The organism is Streptomyces sp. NPDC048288, assembly GCF_043201555.1.
In the GTDB taxonomy this organism is placed as follows: domain Bacteria; phylum Actinomycetota; class Actinomycetes; order Streptomycetales; family Streptomycetaceae; genus Streptomyces.
The window spans coordinates 516,229-532,263 of record NZ_JBICZD010000003.1 but is presented as its reverse complement, the minus strand read 5'-3'; the positions used below and the strand labels follow the sequence as shown (position 1 = coordinate 532,263).

The following is a 16,035-nucleotide window of genomic DNA, read 5'->3' as shown; positions in this document are numbered from 1 at the left end:
GATCGCGGGCATGACGCCTCCGAAGCCCACAGAAACGCAGACGGCGACGCTCGCCGAAATCGCCCGTGAGGCCGGTGTGTCCGCTCCGACTGTTTCGAAGGTCCTGAACGGGCGTGCGGACGTCGCCCCGGCCACCCGCACCCGGGTCGAGGAGCTGCTGCGCGCCTACGGCTACCGGCGGCGCCGCGCCGAGGCCTCCCGGTCGCCGCTGATCGACCTGGTCTTCCACGAGCTGGAGAGCGCCTGGGCGATGGAGGTCATCAGGGGAGTCGAGAACGTGGCCCGGGACGCCGGGCTGAGCGTGGTGCTGAGCGAGTCCGCGGGGCGGCTGACCCCGGGGCGGACCTGGGCCGACCAGGTGGCGGCGCGCCGGCCGCACGGGGTGGTGCTGGTGCTCTCGGGGCTCGACGAGTCGCAGCGGGCGCTGCTGCTGAGCCGGTCGATCCCGTTCGTGGTGATGGACCCGGCGGGCGATCCGGGGCCGGACGTGCCGTCGATCGGGGCGACCAACTGGCAGGGCGGGCTCGCCGCCACCCGGCACCTGGTCGAGCTGGGGCACCGGCGGATCGGGGCGATCAGCGGGCCGTCCCGGATGATGTGCAGCCGGGCCCGGGTGGACGGCTACCGGGCCGCGCTGGAGACCGCCGGGCTCCCCGTCGACCCGGGCCTGGTCAAGGCCGGCGACTTCCACCACGACGCCGGCTACCGGCTCGGCCTGGAGCTGCTGCGGATGCCCGACCGGCCCACCGCGATCTTCACCGGCAACGACCTCCAGGCGCTCGGGCTGTACGAGGCCGCGCGCGAGCTGGGGCTGCGGATCCCGGAGGACGTGAGCATCGTCGGGTTCGACGATCTGCCGGTGGCCCGGTGGGTGGGGCCGCCGCTGACGACCGTACGGCAGCCGCTCACCGAGATGGCCGAGGCGGCGGCGCGGCTGGTGCTGGAGATGGGGCGGGCGCAGGAGGCGACGACCGCCACCCGGGTGGAGCTGGCGACCAGCCTGGTGGTGCGGTCGAGCACGGCGGCGCCCCCGGCGCCGTGAGGCCCCGGGCGGGAGTGGCCGGATGTTGACGTATTGACGGGTGGTGCGGGCGTCCCCACACTCCTCCGAAGCCAATCGGTTGCACAACCGAAACTTTCGGAGGCACCCGCAATGAGATCTCTGAGAACCGGCTTGTCACTGGCGGCCCTGGTCACCGGCGCCGCCCTGCTCTTCACGGCACCCGCCGCGCACGCCGCCGACATCCCGCTGCGCGACCTCGCCGCCGCCCAGGGCAAGGTCATCGGCACCGCGGTCACCGGCTCCAAGCTCACCGGGACCTACGGCGACCTCGCCGGAAGCCAGTTCAGCTCGCTCACCCCGGGCAACGCCATGAAGTGGGGGACCGTCGAGCCCACCCGGTCCACGTTCAACTGGACCGAGGCCGACCAGATCGTCGCCTTCGCCCAGGCCCACAACCAGCAGGTGCGCGGCCACACCCTGGTCTGGCACAGCCAGAACCCCAGCTGGCTGACGAACGGCACCTGGACCTCCGCCCAGCTCAGCAGCCTGCTGCAGAACCACATCAGCACCGAGGTCGGCCGCTACAAGGGCGAGATCGCCGCCTGGGACGTCGTCAACGAGCCCTTCAACGAGGACGGCAGCTACCGCTCGACGCTCTGGTACGACGGCCTCGGCTCCGACTACATCGCCAACGCCCTGACCTGGGCGCACGCGGCCGACCCGGCCGCCAAGCTGTACATCAACGACTACAACGTCGAGGGCGTCAACGCCAAGAGCACCGCCCTGTACAACCTGGTCAAGTCCCTGAAGGCGGCGGGCGTCCCGATCGACGGCGTCGGCCTCCAGGCCCACCTCGTCCTCGGCCAGGTCCCCGCCACCCTCCAGCAGAACATCCAGCGCTTCGCCGACCTCGGCGTCGACGTGGCGATCACCGAGCTGGACGTCCGGATGGCGCTGCCCGCCGACAGCACCGAACTCGCCCAGCAGAAGGCCGACTTCAAGTCGGTGGTGGCCGCCTGCGTGGCCGTGAGCCGCTGCGTCAACGTCACCGTGTGGGGCTTCACCGACTCCGACTCCTGGGTGGACAGCACCTTCCCGGGCTACGGGGCGGCGACCCCGTACGACGCGAACTACGCCCCGAAACCGGCGTACTACGGCATCTCCGAGGCGCTCGGCGGGACCACCACCACGCCGCCCACCGGCGCCTGCACCGCCGCCTACAGCGTGAGCAGCCAGTGGAACACCGGCTTCACCGGCCAGGTGACCATCTCCTGCTCCGGCGCCTCCCTCTCCTCCTGGAAGGCGACCTGGACCTACGGCGCCGGACAGCAGATCACCCAGGCCTGGAACGCCACCTGCACCCAGTCCGCCGCCGCCGTCTCCTGCGCGAACGCCTCCTACAACGGGACGGTCCCGGACGGGGGTTCGGTGTCCTTCGGCTTCAACGCCTCCTGGACCGGCAGCAATCCGGTGCCGACCGTCACTCTCGGGTAAGCGGGGGCTGAGAAGCGTGAGAGTTTTCGAAGAAAACTTCTTCACGCGGCTTCCACTAACAGTCTCCTAATAATTCGGATTTACGTTCCTGCCCGTGACGGGACACGAGGAGCAAGGCGAAGCGGGCAGACGGGTGGGCCGGCGGTCGCGGGCGCTGAAGATCGTCGGCCTCACCCTGGCGGGGGTCATGACGCTCGGCATCGCGGCAGCGGGGTGGGCCTATGTGCACCTCAACGACAACATCAAGAGCGTCGACATCAACAGCGCGCTCGGGGACGACCGGCCGGCGAAGGCGGTGACGACGCCGACGGCGTCCGCGTCCGCCTCCGCGTCCCCGCTGCCCACCGGCTCGGTGAACATCCTGGTGCTGGGCTCGGACTCGCGCAGCGGCAAGGCGAACCAGGCGCTCGGCGGCGGGCACAGCGGGGGCGCCCGCTCCGACACGGCGATGGTCGTGCACATCGACGCGGGCCGCACCTCGGCCACCGTCGTCAGCATCCCGCGCGACACCCTGGTCACCCGCCCCTCCTGCCCGCTGTCCTCGGGCGGCTCGACGGCGGTGGCCTACAACTCCATGTTCAACAGCGCCTACTCGGTGGGCGGGGCGGTGTGCGCGGTGAAGACGGTCGAGTCGATCACCGGCGTACGGATGGACCACTACCTGGAGATCGACTTCTCGGGCTTCGCGAAGCTGGTGAACGCGCTCGGCGGGGTGACCGTGACGACCGACCAGGACATCGACGACGACGACAGCCATCTGCACCTGAAGAAGGGCACCCACCGGCTCGACGGCAAGACGGCCCTGGCGCTCGCCCGCACCCGGCACGGCATAGGCGACGGCAGCGACCTCGGCCGGATAGGCCTCCAGCAGAAACTGGTCAAGGCCCTCCTCGACCAGATGGCCTCCATCAGCCTGCTCAGCAACCCGGCCAAGCTCTACGAGGTCGCCGACGCGGTCACCTCCAGCCTCACCACCGACACCGGCCTGGACTCCCTCAGCGAGCTGATGCGCCTCGGCCAGAGCCTGAAGGGCCTCACCTCCGACCACCTCAAGACCGTGATGATGCCCGTGGTCACCGCGCCCTCCGACCCCAACCGGGTGGTCGCCGAGGAACCGGCGGCGAGCAAGCTGTGGAAGTCGCTGCGGTAGCGCACGGGCGGGCGCCGGGAGCGGGCTGGGAGCGGGCCGGAAAAAAACTTCGGGGAATTCCGGCAGGCGTGTCGATCCCGGCGGACCCCGTTCGACGCAAGGGTGAGAGGCGGGAGAAGAGCCCGCCGTCCTACCGAAGGAGTCACCATGCCGCGTTACCTGTCGCTCGTGCGCATCGAAGAGGCCTCCGCTCCCGCCGAGGGCCCCAGCGAGGCGCTGATGCAGCGGATGGGCGAGCTGATCGAGGAGGTCACCAAGGCCGGCGTGATGCTGGACACCGCCGGGCTGACGCCGTCCGCCGACGGCACCCGGGTGCACTGGGAGGGCGGCAAGATCTCCGTCACCGACGGGCCGTTCACCGAGTCCAAGGAGGTCATCGGCGGCTACGCGATCATGCAGTGCAAGGACAAGGCCGAGGCCCTGGAGTGGACCAAGCGGTTCCTCAAGGTGCACGAGGAGTTCTGGACGGTGACCTGCGAGCTGCGGGAGATCGCGGAGGGCTGACCTTCCTGCCTTCCTGCCTTCCTGTCTTCCTGGCGCACGTCCGACGGTGGGTGTTGCATGGGGGGCTGTGAGCACACAGCCCCCCGCCGAGGCAGGCGCCCGCCACGCCATCGAGACCGTCTTCCGTCTGGAGTCGCCCCGCGTGATCGCCGGCGTCGCCCGGATCGTCCGGGACGTCGGCATCGCGGAGGAGCTGGCGCAGGACGCCCTGGTCGCCGCCCTGGAGCAGTGGCCCCGCGACGGGGTGCCCGACAACCCGGGCGCCTGGCTCATGGCCACCGCCCGCCATCGCGCCGTCGACCTGATCAGGCGCCGGGAGAACTACGCCCGCAAGCTCGCGGAGATCGGCCGCGACACGGAGACCACCGCCCCGCCCGAGGAGCCCGCCGACCCGGACGACATCGACGACGACCTGCTCCGGCTCGTCTTCACCGCCTGCCATCCGGTGCTGTCGCCCGAGGCCCGCATCGCCCTCACCCTGCGCCTCCTCGGCGGCCTGAGCACCGCCGAGATCGCCCGCGCCTTCCTGGTCCCGGAACCGACGATCGCCCAGCGCATCGTCCGCGCCAAGCGCACCCTCGCCGCCAGGAACATCGCCTTCGAGGTGCCGTACGGCCCGGACCGCGAGGCCCGGCTCGGCTCCGTGCTCGACGTCATCTACCTGATCCACAACGAGGGGTACGCGGCCACGACGGGCGACGACTGGCTGCGCCCGGCGCTGTGCGAGGACGCCCTGCGGCTGGCCCGGGTGCTCTCCGGGCTGATGCCGAAGGAGCCGGAGGTGCACGCCCTCACCTCGCTGCTGGAGTTCCAGTCCTCCCGGACCGCGGCCCGCACCGGCCCCGGCGGCGAACCGGTCCTGCTCAAGGACCAGAACCGGCGCCGCTGGAACCGCATGCTCGTCGCCCGCGGCATCAGGGCCCTCGCCCGCGCGGACGCCACCGCGACGGGCGCCCCGGGCCCGTACGCCCTCCAGGCGGCCATCGCCGCCTGCCACGCGCACGCCTACACCTACGAGGAGACCGACTGGACGGCCATCGCCACGCTGTACGGCCTGCTGGCGGTCCGGGCCCCGTCCCCCGTCGTCGAGCTGAACCGGGCGGTGGCGGTGTCGATGGACCGGGGGCCGGCGGCGGCCCTGCCGATCGTGGACGCGCTGACCGCCGAACCCGCCCTGCGCGACTACCACCTGCTGCCCAGCGTCCGCGGCGACCTGCTGGCCCGCCTCGGGCGCGGCGCCGAGGCCCGCGCGGAGTTCGAGCGGGCGGCGGCGCTGGCGCGCAACGAACGGGAGCGGGAACTGCTGCGGCGGCGGGCGGAGGAGGCCTAGGCCCCGCCGTCGGTACCGCGTGCCGTGAGCTTCTCGTGGTGTCGGCTTCTCGCGCGGTCAGTCTCTCCTGCGGTCGGCTTCTCGCGCGGTCAGTCTCTCCTGCGGTCGGCTTCTCGTGCGGTCAGCCTCTCCTGCGGTCGGCTTCTCGTGCGGTCAGCTCCGGCGGGCGTACGACGTGAGGCGGTCGGCGAACGCGGTGACGAGGTCGCGCAGTTCGGCGGGGCCCTCGACGGCGAACGGCCGGTCGAGCGAGGCGAGGACCGGGGGCAGCCAGTCGAGCCGTTCCGCCCGCAGTTCGACGCGCCGCCAGCACTCGGCCGCCGGGTCCCCGTCCGGCCCGGTCGGCCCGCCCGGCCCGGTCGGTTCCTCGGCGATGCTCGCGACGCTCGCGGGCAGGCGGGCGCGGATCTGCCCGACCGTCCCGTGGATCCGCAGGGTCACCCGGTGCCGGTACTCGGCGGTGGCGAACCCCGCCAGCACCCGTTCCGCCGGACCGGGGCCCTCGGGCACCTCGAACGAGCCGGGCAGGATCCGCGCGGCCGCGATGCGGTCGAGCCGGAGGGTTCGGTCCTCGCCGAGCCGGGCGTCCTCGCCCGTGACGTACCAGCGGCCCGCGTGGGCGACGATCCCGTAGGCGTGCAGGGTGCGTTCGCCGCGCCGGCCGTCGCGGTCGGTGTAGTGGACCGAGAGCGGCCGGCGGTGGCGGACCGCGTCGGCGACGGTGAGCAGCACCTCGGCGTCCGGGGTGTCGAACTCGCCGGGCCGGTCCGTGAAGTCGAGGGCGTCCAGGAGCGTGTCGAGGCGGCCCGCGAGGTGCCGGGGCAGCACCCGCCGGATCTTCGCCGCCGCCGTCTCGCCCGCCGTGCGCTGCGCCGTCGTCAGTCCGGTCCGGCGGCCGGCGACCAGGCCGAGGAGCACGGCCAGCGCCTCTTCGTCGCTGAGCATGAGCGGCGGCAGGCGGTGCCCGGGGGCGAGCCGGTAGCCGCCGTAGCGGCCGCGCACCGACTCCACGGGCACGTCCAGCTCGATCAGCTGGTCCACGTACCGCCGCACGGTGCGGCCTTCGACGCCGAGCCGGTCGGCGAGTTCGGCCACCGTCCGGGTGCCGCCCGACTGCAGCAGCTCCAGGAGGGTCAGCACGCGGCCGGTGGGTCGGGGCATGTCCGCAGCCTAACGCGAATAGAGGACCGATTCTGTCCCCTATTTCTCCTAGCCTGCGCGGTGCACGCCTTTCCGCACCGCACCGCATCAGCACGGCACAGCCAGGGAGATCGCATGGACTTCGTCTCGATCCGCATCATCACCGGCGACGTGGCACGCCTCGTCGGGTTCTACGAGCGCGCCACGGGGGTGCGGGCGGCGTGGGCCACCGAGGACTTCGCCGAGCTCAGGACCGCCGGCGCCACCCTCGCGATCGCCGGCACCCGCACGGTCCCGCTCTTCGCCCCGGACTCGGCCCGCCCGGCGGCCAACCAGAGCGTGATCACGGAGTTCCTCGTCGACGACGTGGACCGCGTCCACCGCAACCTCGCCGACTTCGTCACCGACTTCGTCGCCGGGCCCACCACGATGCCCTGGGGCAACCGTTCACTGCTCTTCCGCGACCCCGACGGCAACCTCGTCAACTTCTTCACCCCCGTCACCCCGGCGGCCGTCGAGAAGTTCGCCCGCCGAGCCCGCTGACCGGTGGCTAGGGCCGGGCCGGGTGGCCCACCAGCATCGTCGGTGCCCCCGCCACCCGGGTCAGGAACACGGTCGCCGAGTTCGGACCCTGCGGCTTGACCTTGCGGCGCAGCTCCTCCGGCTCGACGGCCGAGCCCCGCTTCTTCACGGTCAGGATCCCGACCTCGCGCTCCCGCAGCAGCGCCTTCAGCTTCTTGACGTTGAACGGGAGCTGGTCGGTGATCTCGTACGGCGTCGCGTAGGCGGTGGCGTGGAGCGCGTCGGCCGTGATGTAGGCGATCGTCGGGTCGATCAGGCCTCCGTCCAGTTCCTCGGCCACCTCGGCGACCAGGTGGGCGCGGATGACGGCGCCGTCGGGTTCGTACAGGTACCGCCCCACGGGCCGGACCTCGGGGTCGGGCAGGCCCCGGCCGAGCAGGGTGCGCGGGCCGGGCAGGAGGGTGGCGCGGACCGCCCCCGGTTCCGTCCCGAACCAGAGGACCGCCTCCTTCACGTCCCCCGCGTCCGAGATCCACTCCGCCTCGGCGTCCGCCGGGACCGTTTCGTGCGGGATGCCGGGGGCGATCTTCAGTGCGGCGACCCTGGCCGTCGACGCGGCTCCGACCGCCCAGGACAGCGGCGGTGAGTAGGCCTCCGGATCGAAGACGCGGCCACGGCCGCCGCGCCGGGCCGGGTCGACGAAGACGGCGTCCCAGCCCGCCGTGTCCACCTCCGTGACGTCCGCCTCCCGGACCTCGATCAGGTCGGCCAGGCCCAGCGCGTCGGCGTTCGCCCGCGCGGTCCGCGCCGTCACCGGGTCCCGGTCCACGGCCAGCACCCGGATCCCGGCCCGCGCGAGGGCGATCGCGTCGCCCCCGATCCCGCAGCACAGGTCGGCGACGGAGGAGACCCCCAGCGTCTTCAGCCGCTCGGCCCGGTACGTGGCGACACTCGCCCGCGTCGACTGCTCGACCCCGTTCGGCGTGAAGAACATGCGGTCCGCGTCCGCCTCGCCGAACTTCGCCGCCGCCCGCTGCCGCAGCCGGGCCTGGGCGAGCGCCGCCGACACCAGCTCGGCGGGGTGGGTGCGGCGCAGCCGGGTGGCCACGGCGAGTTCGTCGGCGGGCGCGGTGCCGCGCACCTCGGCGAGGAGGGCGTGGCCTTCGGGGGTGAGCAGGGGGGCGAGGTGGTCGTTCACCGGGTCATTGTCGGCCAGTCGGTGGATGGTTCGCCTCCGGCCGAGGTGTCTGCCCCGGTTCCGGGGAGGGGCCTGGAAGGATCCGACGCCATGCGAGCAGTCGTACAAAATGACAAAAATGGGTTCAGAGTGGGTGTGGCGGGCCTGCTGGCCGTCGCCGCCCTGGTGTCCGGCTGCGCGGGGCCCGACGGTTCCGCCGCCCGCCCCGCCGCCGGTCAGCAGCCGCACCGGAACGCCGCCGCCGAAGCCCACGCCGCCCTGGTGGCCGCCGCCAAGCGCTGGGGGCTGAACGCGGTCCCGCTGCGGCCCCCGGCCCCGCCGACGCAGAAGCCGAGGATCACCGCTCGCGACGGGTTCGAGGTGGACGGGCAGGTGGAGGACGAGCTGCCGCCGGTCTTCACCACGGTCCCGACGAAGCAGAAGGTCGTCTTCCTGACCATCGACGACGGCTCGGAGAAGGACCCGGCGTTCCTCCGCATGATGAGCGACCTGCGGATCCCCTACACCGCGTTCCTCAGCAACTACCTGGTCAAGGACGACTACGGCTACTTCCGGAAGATGCAGGCCGAGGGCCACACCCTCAACAACCACACCCTGACCCACCCCTACCTGCCGGGCCTGACCTACGAGGAGCAGAAGCACGAGATCTGCGGCATGCAGGAGATCATGAAGCGGGAGTTCGGCAAGGCCCCGACCGTCTTCCGCCCGCCCTACGGCAACTACAACGGCGACACCCTGCGCGCCGCCAGGACCTGCGGCATCAAGTACGCGCCGATCTGGGACGAGGAGGTGTTCGTCGACCACTGGGAGTACCGCGAGTGGGACCGCGGTCTGCACCCCGGTGACATCGTGCTCACGCACTTCCGGGGCCGCAGCGACTGGGACGGCACGATGGTCGACGACATGCGCCGCTTTCTGAACAAGGTCACGCGCGAGGGCTACGCGGTGGCGCGCCTGGAGGACTACCTGTGAGCCGCGCGAGGGCGACGGTGGCGTTCCTGGCCGCCGTCGCCCTCCTGCTCGCGGGCTGCGCCCAGTCCGTGGACCCCATCGAACGGCTCGGCAGGAAGGCGGCCGACGGGGTACGGCCGCACGGCCCGGCCGGCGAACAGGCCTACCGGCACTGGGGCCTGAGCGCGCCCCTGCCGGCCGCCCCGCGCCCGCCGTCCCACCCGCTCTCCTTCCGCTCGGCCCTCCCCCCGGTCGTCGACCACGTCCCCACCGCCGACCGGGTGGTCTTCCTGACCTACGACGACGGCGCCGAGAAGGACCCCCGCTTCGTGGACATGGTCCGCGAGCTGCGCCTGCCCGTGACGATGTTCCTCACGGACAGCGTGGTCGGCCCCGGCTACGGCCACTTCGCCCGGCTCCAGGCGGTCGGCGCGAGCGTCCAGAACCACACCCTCGACCACCCGGCCATGCCCGGGCTGCCCTACGCGGGCCAGCGTGCCGAGATCTGCGGACAGCAGGAGAAGCTGAAGTCCCGCTTCGGCATCCGCCCGTACCTCTTCCGCCCGCCCTACGGCACCTACGACACGACCACACTCCGCGCGGCGGCCGACTGCGGGGTGACGGCGGTGGTGCTCTGGCGGGCGGCGATGACGGCCGACACGCTCGCCTTCAGGAACGGCGAGAAGCAGCTCCGCCCCGGCGACATCGTCCTGGTCGGCCCCGACGAGGCCATGGGCCCGGCCCTGCGCGAACGCACGGCCCGGCTGCTGCGCCGGGTACAGGCGAGCGGGCTGACGGTGGGGCGCCTCGAGGACTACCTGTAGGCAGGTCACCGGCGGGTTCTCCGGTCCGGCGACCCGGTTTTTTCGGCGCCGCGCCACGGGCAACTGGCACTCCGCTTGACCGAGTGCTAATCGCGGTCATAGTCTCGGCTCTGGCACTCGGCAGATGAGAGTGCCAACAACGCGACGGGCAGGTCCGGCACCCGCGACGACGGATCCACCTGGTCGCCACCTCAGACAGTTAACCCCGTGAGATCTCCGAAGGGGGAGGTCGGATCGTGACGACCACCAGCTCCAAGGTTGCCATCAAGCCGCTTGAGGACCGCATCGTGGTCCAGCCGCTCGACGCCGAGCAGACCACGGCCTCCGGCCTGGTCATCCCGGACACCGCGAAGGAGAAGCCCCAGGAGGGCGCCGTCCTCGCCGTGGGCCCGGGCCGTTTCGAGAACGGCGAGCGCCTGCCGCTCGACGTCAAGGTCGGCGACATCGTGCTCTACAGCAAGTACGGCGGCACCGAGGTGAAGTACAACGGCGACGAGTACCTCGTCCTCTCGGCCCGCGACGTGCTCGCGATCATCGAGAAGTAGTTCACTCGAAGCACATCCTGCTGTGAACTGCGCCCCTGGCCCCCGCGATCTCATGAAGCCGGGCGTCGGGGGCGCGGCTCGTTTCACTCACGTTTTCCGAGAGGGCTGAACCGCTCCCATGGCGAAGATCCTGAAGTTCGACGAGGACGCCCGTCGCGCCCTTGAGCGCGGCGTCAACAAGCTTGCCGACACGGTGAAGGTGACGATCGGCCCCAAGGGCCGCAACGTCGTCATCGACAAGAAGTTCGGCGCCCCCACCATCACCAACGACGGTGTCACGATCGCCCGCGAGGTCGAGATCGAGGACCCGTACGAGAACCTCGGCGCGCAGCTGGTGAAGGAGGTGGCGACCAAGACCAACGACATCGCGGGTGACGGTACGACCACCGCCACCGTGCTGGCCCAGGCGCTGGTCCGCGAGGGCCTGAAGAACGTCGCCGCGGGTGCCTCCCCGGCCGCCCTGAAGAAGGGCATCGACGCCGCCGTCGCCGCCATCTCCGAGGACCTGCTCGCCACGGCCCGCCCGATCGAGGAGAAGTCCGACATCGCCGCCGTCGCCGCGCTGTCCGCCCAGGACACGCAGGTCGGCGAGCTCATCGCCGAGGCGATGGACAAGGTCGGCAAGGACGGTGTCATCACCGTCGAGGAGTCCAACACCTTCGGTCTGGAGCTGGACTTCACCGAGGGCATGGCCTTCGACAAGGGCTACCTGTCGCCGTACTTCGTGACGGACCAGGAGCGCATGGAGGCGGTCCTGGAGGACCCCTACATCCTCATCAACCAGGGCAAGATCTCCTCCATCGCGGACCTGCTGCCGCTGCTGGAGAAGATCATCCAGGGCAACGCCTCGAAGCCGCTGCTGATCATCGCCGAGGACGTGGACGGCGAGGCGCTCTCCACCCTCGTGGTCAACAAGATCCGCGGCACCTTCAACGCGGTCGCGGTCAAGGCCCCCGGCTTCGGCGACCGCCGCAAGGCGATGCTGGAGGACCTGGCGATCCTCACCGGCGCCACGGTCATCTCCGAGGAGGTCGGCCTCAAGCTCGACCAGGTCGGCCTGGACGTGCTGGGCTCCGCCCGCCGTGTCACGGTCACCAAGGACGACACCACGGTCGTCGACGGTGCCGGTGACTCCGGCGCGGTCACCGGCCGCGTCGCCCAGATCAAGGCCGAGATCGAGAACACCGACTCCGACTGGGACCGCGAGAAGCTCCAGGAGCGCCTCGCGAAGCTGGCCGGCGGCGTGTGCGTGATCAAGGTCGGCGCCGCCACCGAGGTGGAGCTGAAGGAGAAGAAGCACCGTCTGGAGGACGCCATCTCCGCGACCCGCGCCGCGGTCGAGGAGGGCATCGTCTCCGGTGGTGGCTCCGCGCTGGTCCACGCCGCGAAGGTGCTGGAGGACGGCCTCGGCAAGACCGGCGACGAGGCGACCGGTGTCGCCGTCGTCCGCCGCGCCGTCGTCGAGCCGCTGCGCTGGATCGCCGAGAACGCCGGCCTGGAGGGCTACGTCATCACCTCCAAGGTCGCCGAGCTCGACAAGGGCCAGGGCTTCAACGCCGCCACCGGCGAGTACGGCGACCTGGTCAAGGCCGGCGTCATCGACCCGGTCAAGGTCACCCGCTCCGCCCTGGAGAACGCCGCCTCCATCGCCTCCCTCCTCCTGACGACCGAGACCCTGGTCGTCGAGAAGAAGGAAGAGGAAGAGCCCGCCGCGGCCGGCCACTCCCACGGCCACGCCCACTGACGTACGGCAGTACGGCAGACGGCTGAACTGAGGCCCGTCACCCGAGTGGTGGCGGGCCTCAGTGCACCGCACGTTCGTGAGGGCGGCTGTGATGCCCGCTGAGCCTGGAGGCCGAGGCCTCCTTGTCACCCATCGCACTGTCACTCGTCATGTGGTGCGTCTGCGAACGCAGAGAGGGACTGGGCGTGAAGTGCGCATGCCGCTTACGCCCGTTACGGGCTACGCCATTTGAGTCATCAACCCTCTATGATCCGTCGAGTGTCGGGGAATTCAGCAGAGCACCACTACGCTCACGCCGCCGTGCGGCACTACGAGGACGGCATTTTCCTCCAAGACGGAGCGCGGTTGTCCAACGCCGACCATCACTACGGCTTTGCGGTCGAGTGCGCCCTCAAGAGTCTGCTGCTCCGCTTCACCGTCGCGACGGTTGACCCCAAGAAGCTTGGAGGGCCGCCGTCCAAATCTCCCTGGATCAAGGATCCGGTGACTGGTAAGGCAGCCCACAGCTATAGCCACCTGCCTTGGGTAGCCACCGACGTGGCTCTTCTGACGCATGGCAGATCGGCGACTCGGCTGGCCGCTGCGCTCGGCGGGCTGAACGCTTTCGATGCCTGGTCGGTCGACGATCGCTACCTCGACGGCAGCAACGTTGTCGAGGCCGACGTGCAACAGCGGCGTAGCGTGGCCCAGAACATACTCAGCCTGCATGAGCAGGCACTGATCACTGGAAGGCTGCCGTGACTCTCGCCCCCGAACCGGTTGACCGGCCGGTCCGCTTCGCAGAGGCGCGTCTTCGTGCGCTGGCCCTCGCACACGAGATCGCGGCTGCGGAGCTGGACGTCCTGGCTGTACGGGATGTTCTGGGGCGCTTCACCCTGATCGTCGATGACCGCACACGGCCGGTCTCGCCTGCGCTGGAGAACCTCGAGGCCTCTTATGGTCCGCGTCTCCGCCAGGACCTTGGTCCGTACGCCGCAGACCGCCCGCTCATGTTGGCGTCCAGTCTTTTCTCGGCCAACGGCCTGCTCGACTCCGAGCGGACTGTCAGGGATCCTGAACGCCCTGGAAGACGGGTTTGGATCCTGGACAACACAGTCGTCGGCGAGGACTGGGCGCAGGTGTCCACACCCGCCCGTGAACCGGATGGCAGTCGTACTCATCGCACTGCGCTCTACGGCTTCAAAGGTGGTGTAGGACGGACCACCGCGACCGCCGTTCTCGCCCGCCACTTGGCCGACCAGGGGCATATCGTGCTCGTAGTCGACCTGGACCTGGAGTCACCAGGTGTCGGCCCGTTGGTTGCCGAAGGCGCGGACCTGCCCACCCACGGCATCATCGACCAACTCGTCGAATCTGCCGTGGGCAATGCGGAAGGGCTCGACCACGTTATCCGTACGGGCTACACCCCCCGCGGCGGCCGGGGGGAGCTCTGGGTGGCGCCCGCTCGTGGCAAGGGCGTGCCGGGCGTTCCTTACGCTTATGTCGACAAGTTGAATCGCGCGTACGCGGACGTCCCCGGTGCAGGTTTCGCTGACCGGTTGGAACAGGCAGTGCGTGCTTGTGAGGAAGCGGTGGCCCAAGAGAGCGACAGCGGTCGACGGCCTGACGTCGTCCTGCTCGACAGCCGGGCCGGTATCCACGACATCGCCGCTGTGACGATTTCCCGTCTTTGTGACCTGGCCCTGTTGTTCGGCACGGACAACGCTCAGACCTGGGAGGGCTACACCGACCTCTTCGAGGCCTGGCTCTCCTCGGGGCAGGCACCGGCGATCCGGGAGAAGCTCCGTATGGTGGCGTCGATGGTGCCGGATTCCCCGCTGCGGCCTCAGTCCTCGTATCTTCAGTCGTTCCGCGAGCACGCTTGGGACTGCTTCTCCCTGCTTTACGATGACGACGACGTCGATCCGGAGACCAACGAACTGGATCTCGGCACATTCTCGCCGTTCCTGGAGGACGAGTCGGCTCCGCACTACCCCATTCCCATCCTCTTCGAGCCGGGGCTGGTCGGTCTGGATGCCATCGCGGCACCGGGTTGGCAGGATCGGGCCTTCGTCCAGGCGGCATACCGGGATTTCCTGCCCACCGCTACGCTCCTGATCACAGCAGATCCGCAGAGCAGTGAAGGACCGCGATGAACAGCGCCGCGCTGGGCGTCCAGGAGTACCGTGAGCTTCTGGCTGCCGGTCTACCCGAGGCTCATGACGCCGATACTGCCGAGCCGAGCGTTCAGAGTCTCTTCACTCCGGACACTCACCGCGCGGCACTGTACGTGGACACAACCGTGGTCCGAGGAGGCCGAGGCGTCGGCAAGACCTTCTGGTATCGCTCGCTGCAAGACAGGACTCTGCGCGAAATCGCTGCTCAGGAATACGGTATCGACCGCTTGCGCCGGGTCACGGTGTCGACCGGCTATGGTGCGGCTTGGAAGCCCAACCTGTACCCCGGGCCGGGCAACCTGCGGCAACTGGTCGAGGAGGGCGTACCTCCCTATGACCTTTGGTACGCCGTGCTCCTCACTGCGTTCGACCAGCCGGAGTTGCGGGAGCTTTCCGAGTGGCGGGACAAGGCGGCCTGGGTGCGCAGTAATCCCGGTGCAGCCGAGCGAACAGTGCAGCGCGTCGACAAGGAGGCGCAGGACAAGCGCGTCACGCACCTGATTCTCTTCGACGCTCTGGAGCACCTGCACCGGGTCCGCTCGCAGGCAGACCGACTCGTCAGCGGAATCTTGGAGCTGGCGCTTGCTATGCGCCTGGGCACCCGCAACATTCGGTTCAAGGTGTTCATCCGTCCCGACATGTACGACGGCGCGTTGCTGCATTTCCCCGACGCCTCCAAGCTGTCGTCGAACGCAGCTGCTCTGACGTGGTCCCGAGCCAACCTCTATGGGCTGCTCTTTCATACGTTGGGCAACCACGACGGCGACGTTGCCGCTCGGTTCCGGCATCTCACGGGAGGCTGGCAGCCTGAGGCTGACGGCCAGCGCCATGTTCCGCCCGCGCTCCTCAGCGGCGACGAGCAGTTTCAGACCGAGCAGTTCACTCTGATCGCCGGCCCTTACATGGGATCCAACTTCCGTAAGGGCCACACCTTCACCTGGCTGCCGAACCATCTGATGGACGGAGTGGAGCAGGTCAGCCCGCGCAGTTTCCTGAGTGCGCTGCAGAAGGCACTGGCAGAGACGCGGGACCAGTACGCGGGTCACGAGTTCGCCCTCCATCACGAAGGGATTCGACGTGGCGTGCAGACGGCGTCGGAGACCCGGGTTGCAGAGGTCGGCGAAGACATGCCGTGGGTGAGGCTGGCGATCGAGGCGCTCGCAGGTCGCCAGGTGCCCATAGAGCAGGAGAAGGTCGAGGGGCTGTGGGAGGAGTCCCGGCTCGTGGACGCCCTTCGTAAGGAAGCCGAGAGATACGTGCCCAGCGACTCCCAGGAAGACACGCTGGTGCGCACGGGCCCGCGGCATCCCGGAGACCCGGCCCTGCTGATCGAAGAGCTCATCTCGCTGGGAGTGATGCGCCGCCGCCGTGATGGCCGCATCGACCTGCCCGACGTGTACCGCATCGCTTTCAATGTGGGCCGCAAGGGTGGTGTGCCAAGGGTGGCCAACTGATGTCAGCGGCCGACCGGGCA

Annotated in this window: 15 protein-coding genes; 13 read left to right on the top strand and 2 right to left on the bottom strand. The window is 70.1% G+C overall.

The annotated features are described in order from the left end of the window. Positions 1–10 precede the first annotated feature (10 nt). The 5 genes from ACGFZS_RS13665 (at position 11) to ACGFZS_RS13645 (ending at position 5,481) form a co-directional block, all read left to right on the top strand. Complete coding sequence (locus ACGFZS_RS13665) at positions 11–1,042, top strand: LacI family DNA-binding transcriptional regulator (protein ID WP_393795226.1); 1,032 nt, start codon at positions 11–13, stop codon at positions 1,040–1,042. A 111-nt stretch (positions 1,043–1,153) separates the two neighbouring features. After that, positions 1,154–2,497, top strand: coding sequence for an endo-1,4-beta-xylanase (locus ACGFZS_RS13660; protein WP_393795225.1), 1,344 nt, complete (start codon positions 1,154–1,156; stop codon positions 2,495–2,497). A 187-nt stretch (positions 2,498–2,684) separates the two neighbouring features. Further along, on the top strand, positions 2,685–3,647 hold the full coding sequence (locus ACGFZS_RS13655) for an LCP family protein (protein ID WP_359215414.1): 963 nt from the start codon (positions 2,685–2,687) through the stop codon (positions 3,645–3,647). A 147-nt stretch (positions 3,648–3,794) separates the two neighbouring features. Beyond that, positions 3,795–4,151 (top strand): YciI family protein, encoded by a 357-nt coding sequence (locus tag ACGFZS_RS13650; RefSeq protein ID WP_393795224.1) that lies wholly within the window; start codon positions 3,795–3,797, stop codon positions 4,149–4,151. A 67-nt stretch (positions 4,152–4,218) separates the two neighbouring features. Continuing rightward, a complete protein-coding gene (locus ACGFZS_RS13645; protein ID WP_393538067.1) occupies positions 4,219–5,481 on the top strand; it encodes an RNA polymerase sigma factor in 1,263 nt (420 codons plus the stop codon). A 153-nt stretch (positions 5,482–5,634) separates the two neighbouring features. Here ACGFZS_RS13645 and ACGFZS_RS13640 read toward each other — a convergent pair whose 3' ends face one another. After that, entirely contained in the window at positions 5,635–6,642 is a 1,008-nt protein-coding gene (locus tag ACGFZS_RS13640; protein ID WP_393795223.1) for a helix-turn-helix transcriptional regulator, read from the bottom strand. Positions 6,643–6,756: 114 nt separating this feature from the next. Between ACGFZS_RS13640 and ACGFZS_RS13635 the strand changes: the two genes are divergently transcribed. Further along, on the top strand, positions 6,757–7,164 hold the full coding sequence (locus ACGFZS_RS13635) for a VOC family protein (protein ID WP_393795222.1): 408 nt from the start codon (positions 6,757–6,759) through the stop codon (positions 7,162–7,164). 7 nt (positions 7,165–7,171) lie between these two features. Here ACGFZS_RS13635 and ACGFZS_RS13630 read toward each other — a convergent pair whose 3' ends face one another. Further along, on the bottom strand, positions 7,172–8,341 hold the full coding sequence (locus ACGFZS_RS13630) for a methyltransferase domain-containing protein (protein ID WP_393795221.1): 1,170 nt from the start codon (positions 8,339–8,341) through the stop codon (positions 7,172–7,174). A gap of 90 nt (positions 8,342–8,431) precedes the next feature. Between ACGFZS_RS13630 and ACGFZS_RS13625 the strand changes: the two genes are divergently transcribed. The 7 genes from ACGFZS_RS13625 to ACGFZS_RS13595 all read left to right on the top strand — a co-directional run bounded on the left by ACGFZS_RS13625 (position 8,432) and on the right by ACGFZS_RS13595 (position 16,015). Continuing rightward, entirely contained in the window at positions 8,432–9,313 is an 882-nt protein-coding gene (locus ACGFZS_RS13625; protein ID WP_393795220.1) for a polysaccharide deacetylase family protein, read from the top strand. Next, positions 9,310–10,116, top strand: a complete 807-nt coding sequence (locus ACGFZS_RS13620) for a polysaccharide deacetylase family protein (RefSeq protein WP_393795219.1) — start codon at positions 9,310–9,312, stop codon at positions 10,114–10,116. Before ACGFZS_RS13625 ends, ACGFZS_RS13620 begins: the two co-directional genes overlap by 4 nt. Before the next feature lie 236 nt (positions 10,117–10,352). Next, on the top strand, positions 10,353–10,661 hold the full coding sequence (gene groES / locus ACGFZS_RS13615; protein ID WP_330459340.1) for a co-chaperone GroES: 309 nt from the start codon (positions 10,353–10,355) through the stop codon (positions 10,659–10,661). A gap of 118 nt (positions 10,662–10,779) precedes the next feature. Then, positions 10,780–12,405 carry a chaperonin GroEL gene (gene groL, locus ACGFZS_RS13610; protein ID WP_355711237.1) on the top strand — a complete coding sequence of 542 codons (1,626 nt, stop codon included), beginning with the start codon at positions 10,780–10,782 and terminating at the stop codon, positions 12,403–12,405. Positions 12,406–12,705: 300 nt separating this feature from the next. Further along, positions 12,706–13,146: a hypothetical protein gene (locus tag ACGFZS_RS13605; RefSeq protein ID WP_393795218.1), complete on the top strand. Its 441-nt coding sequence runs from the start codon at positions 12,706–12,708 to the stop codon at positions 13,144–13,146. Continuing rightward, complete coding sequence (locus tag ACGFZS_RS13600) at positions 13,143–14,540, top strand: KGGVGR-motif variant AAA ATPase (protein ID WP_393795217.1); 1,398 nt, start codon at positions 13,143–13,145, stop codon at positions 14,538–14,540. The genes ACGFZS_RS13605 and ACGFZS_RS13600 overlap by 4 nt, the downstream gene beginning before the upstream one ends. Next, positions 14,537–16,015, top strand: coding sequence for a hypothetical protein (locus ACGFZS_RS13595; RefSeq protein ID WP_393795216.1), 1,479 nt, complete (start codon positions 14,537–14,539; stop codon positions 16,013–16,015). Before ACGFZS_RS13600 ends, ACGFZS_RS13595 begins: the two co-directional genes overlap by 4 nt. Positions 16,016–16,035 lie beyond the last annotated feature (20 nt).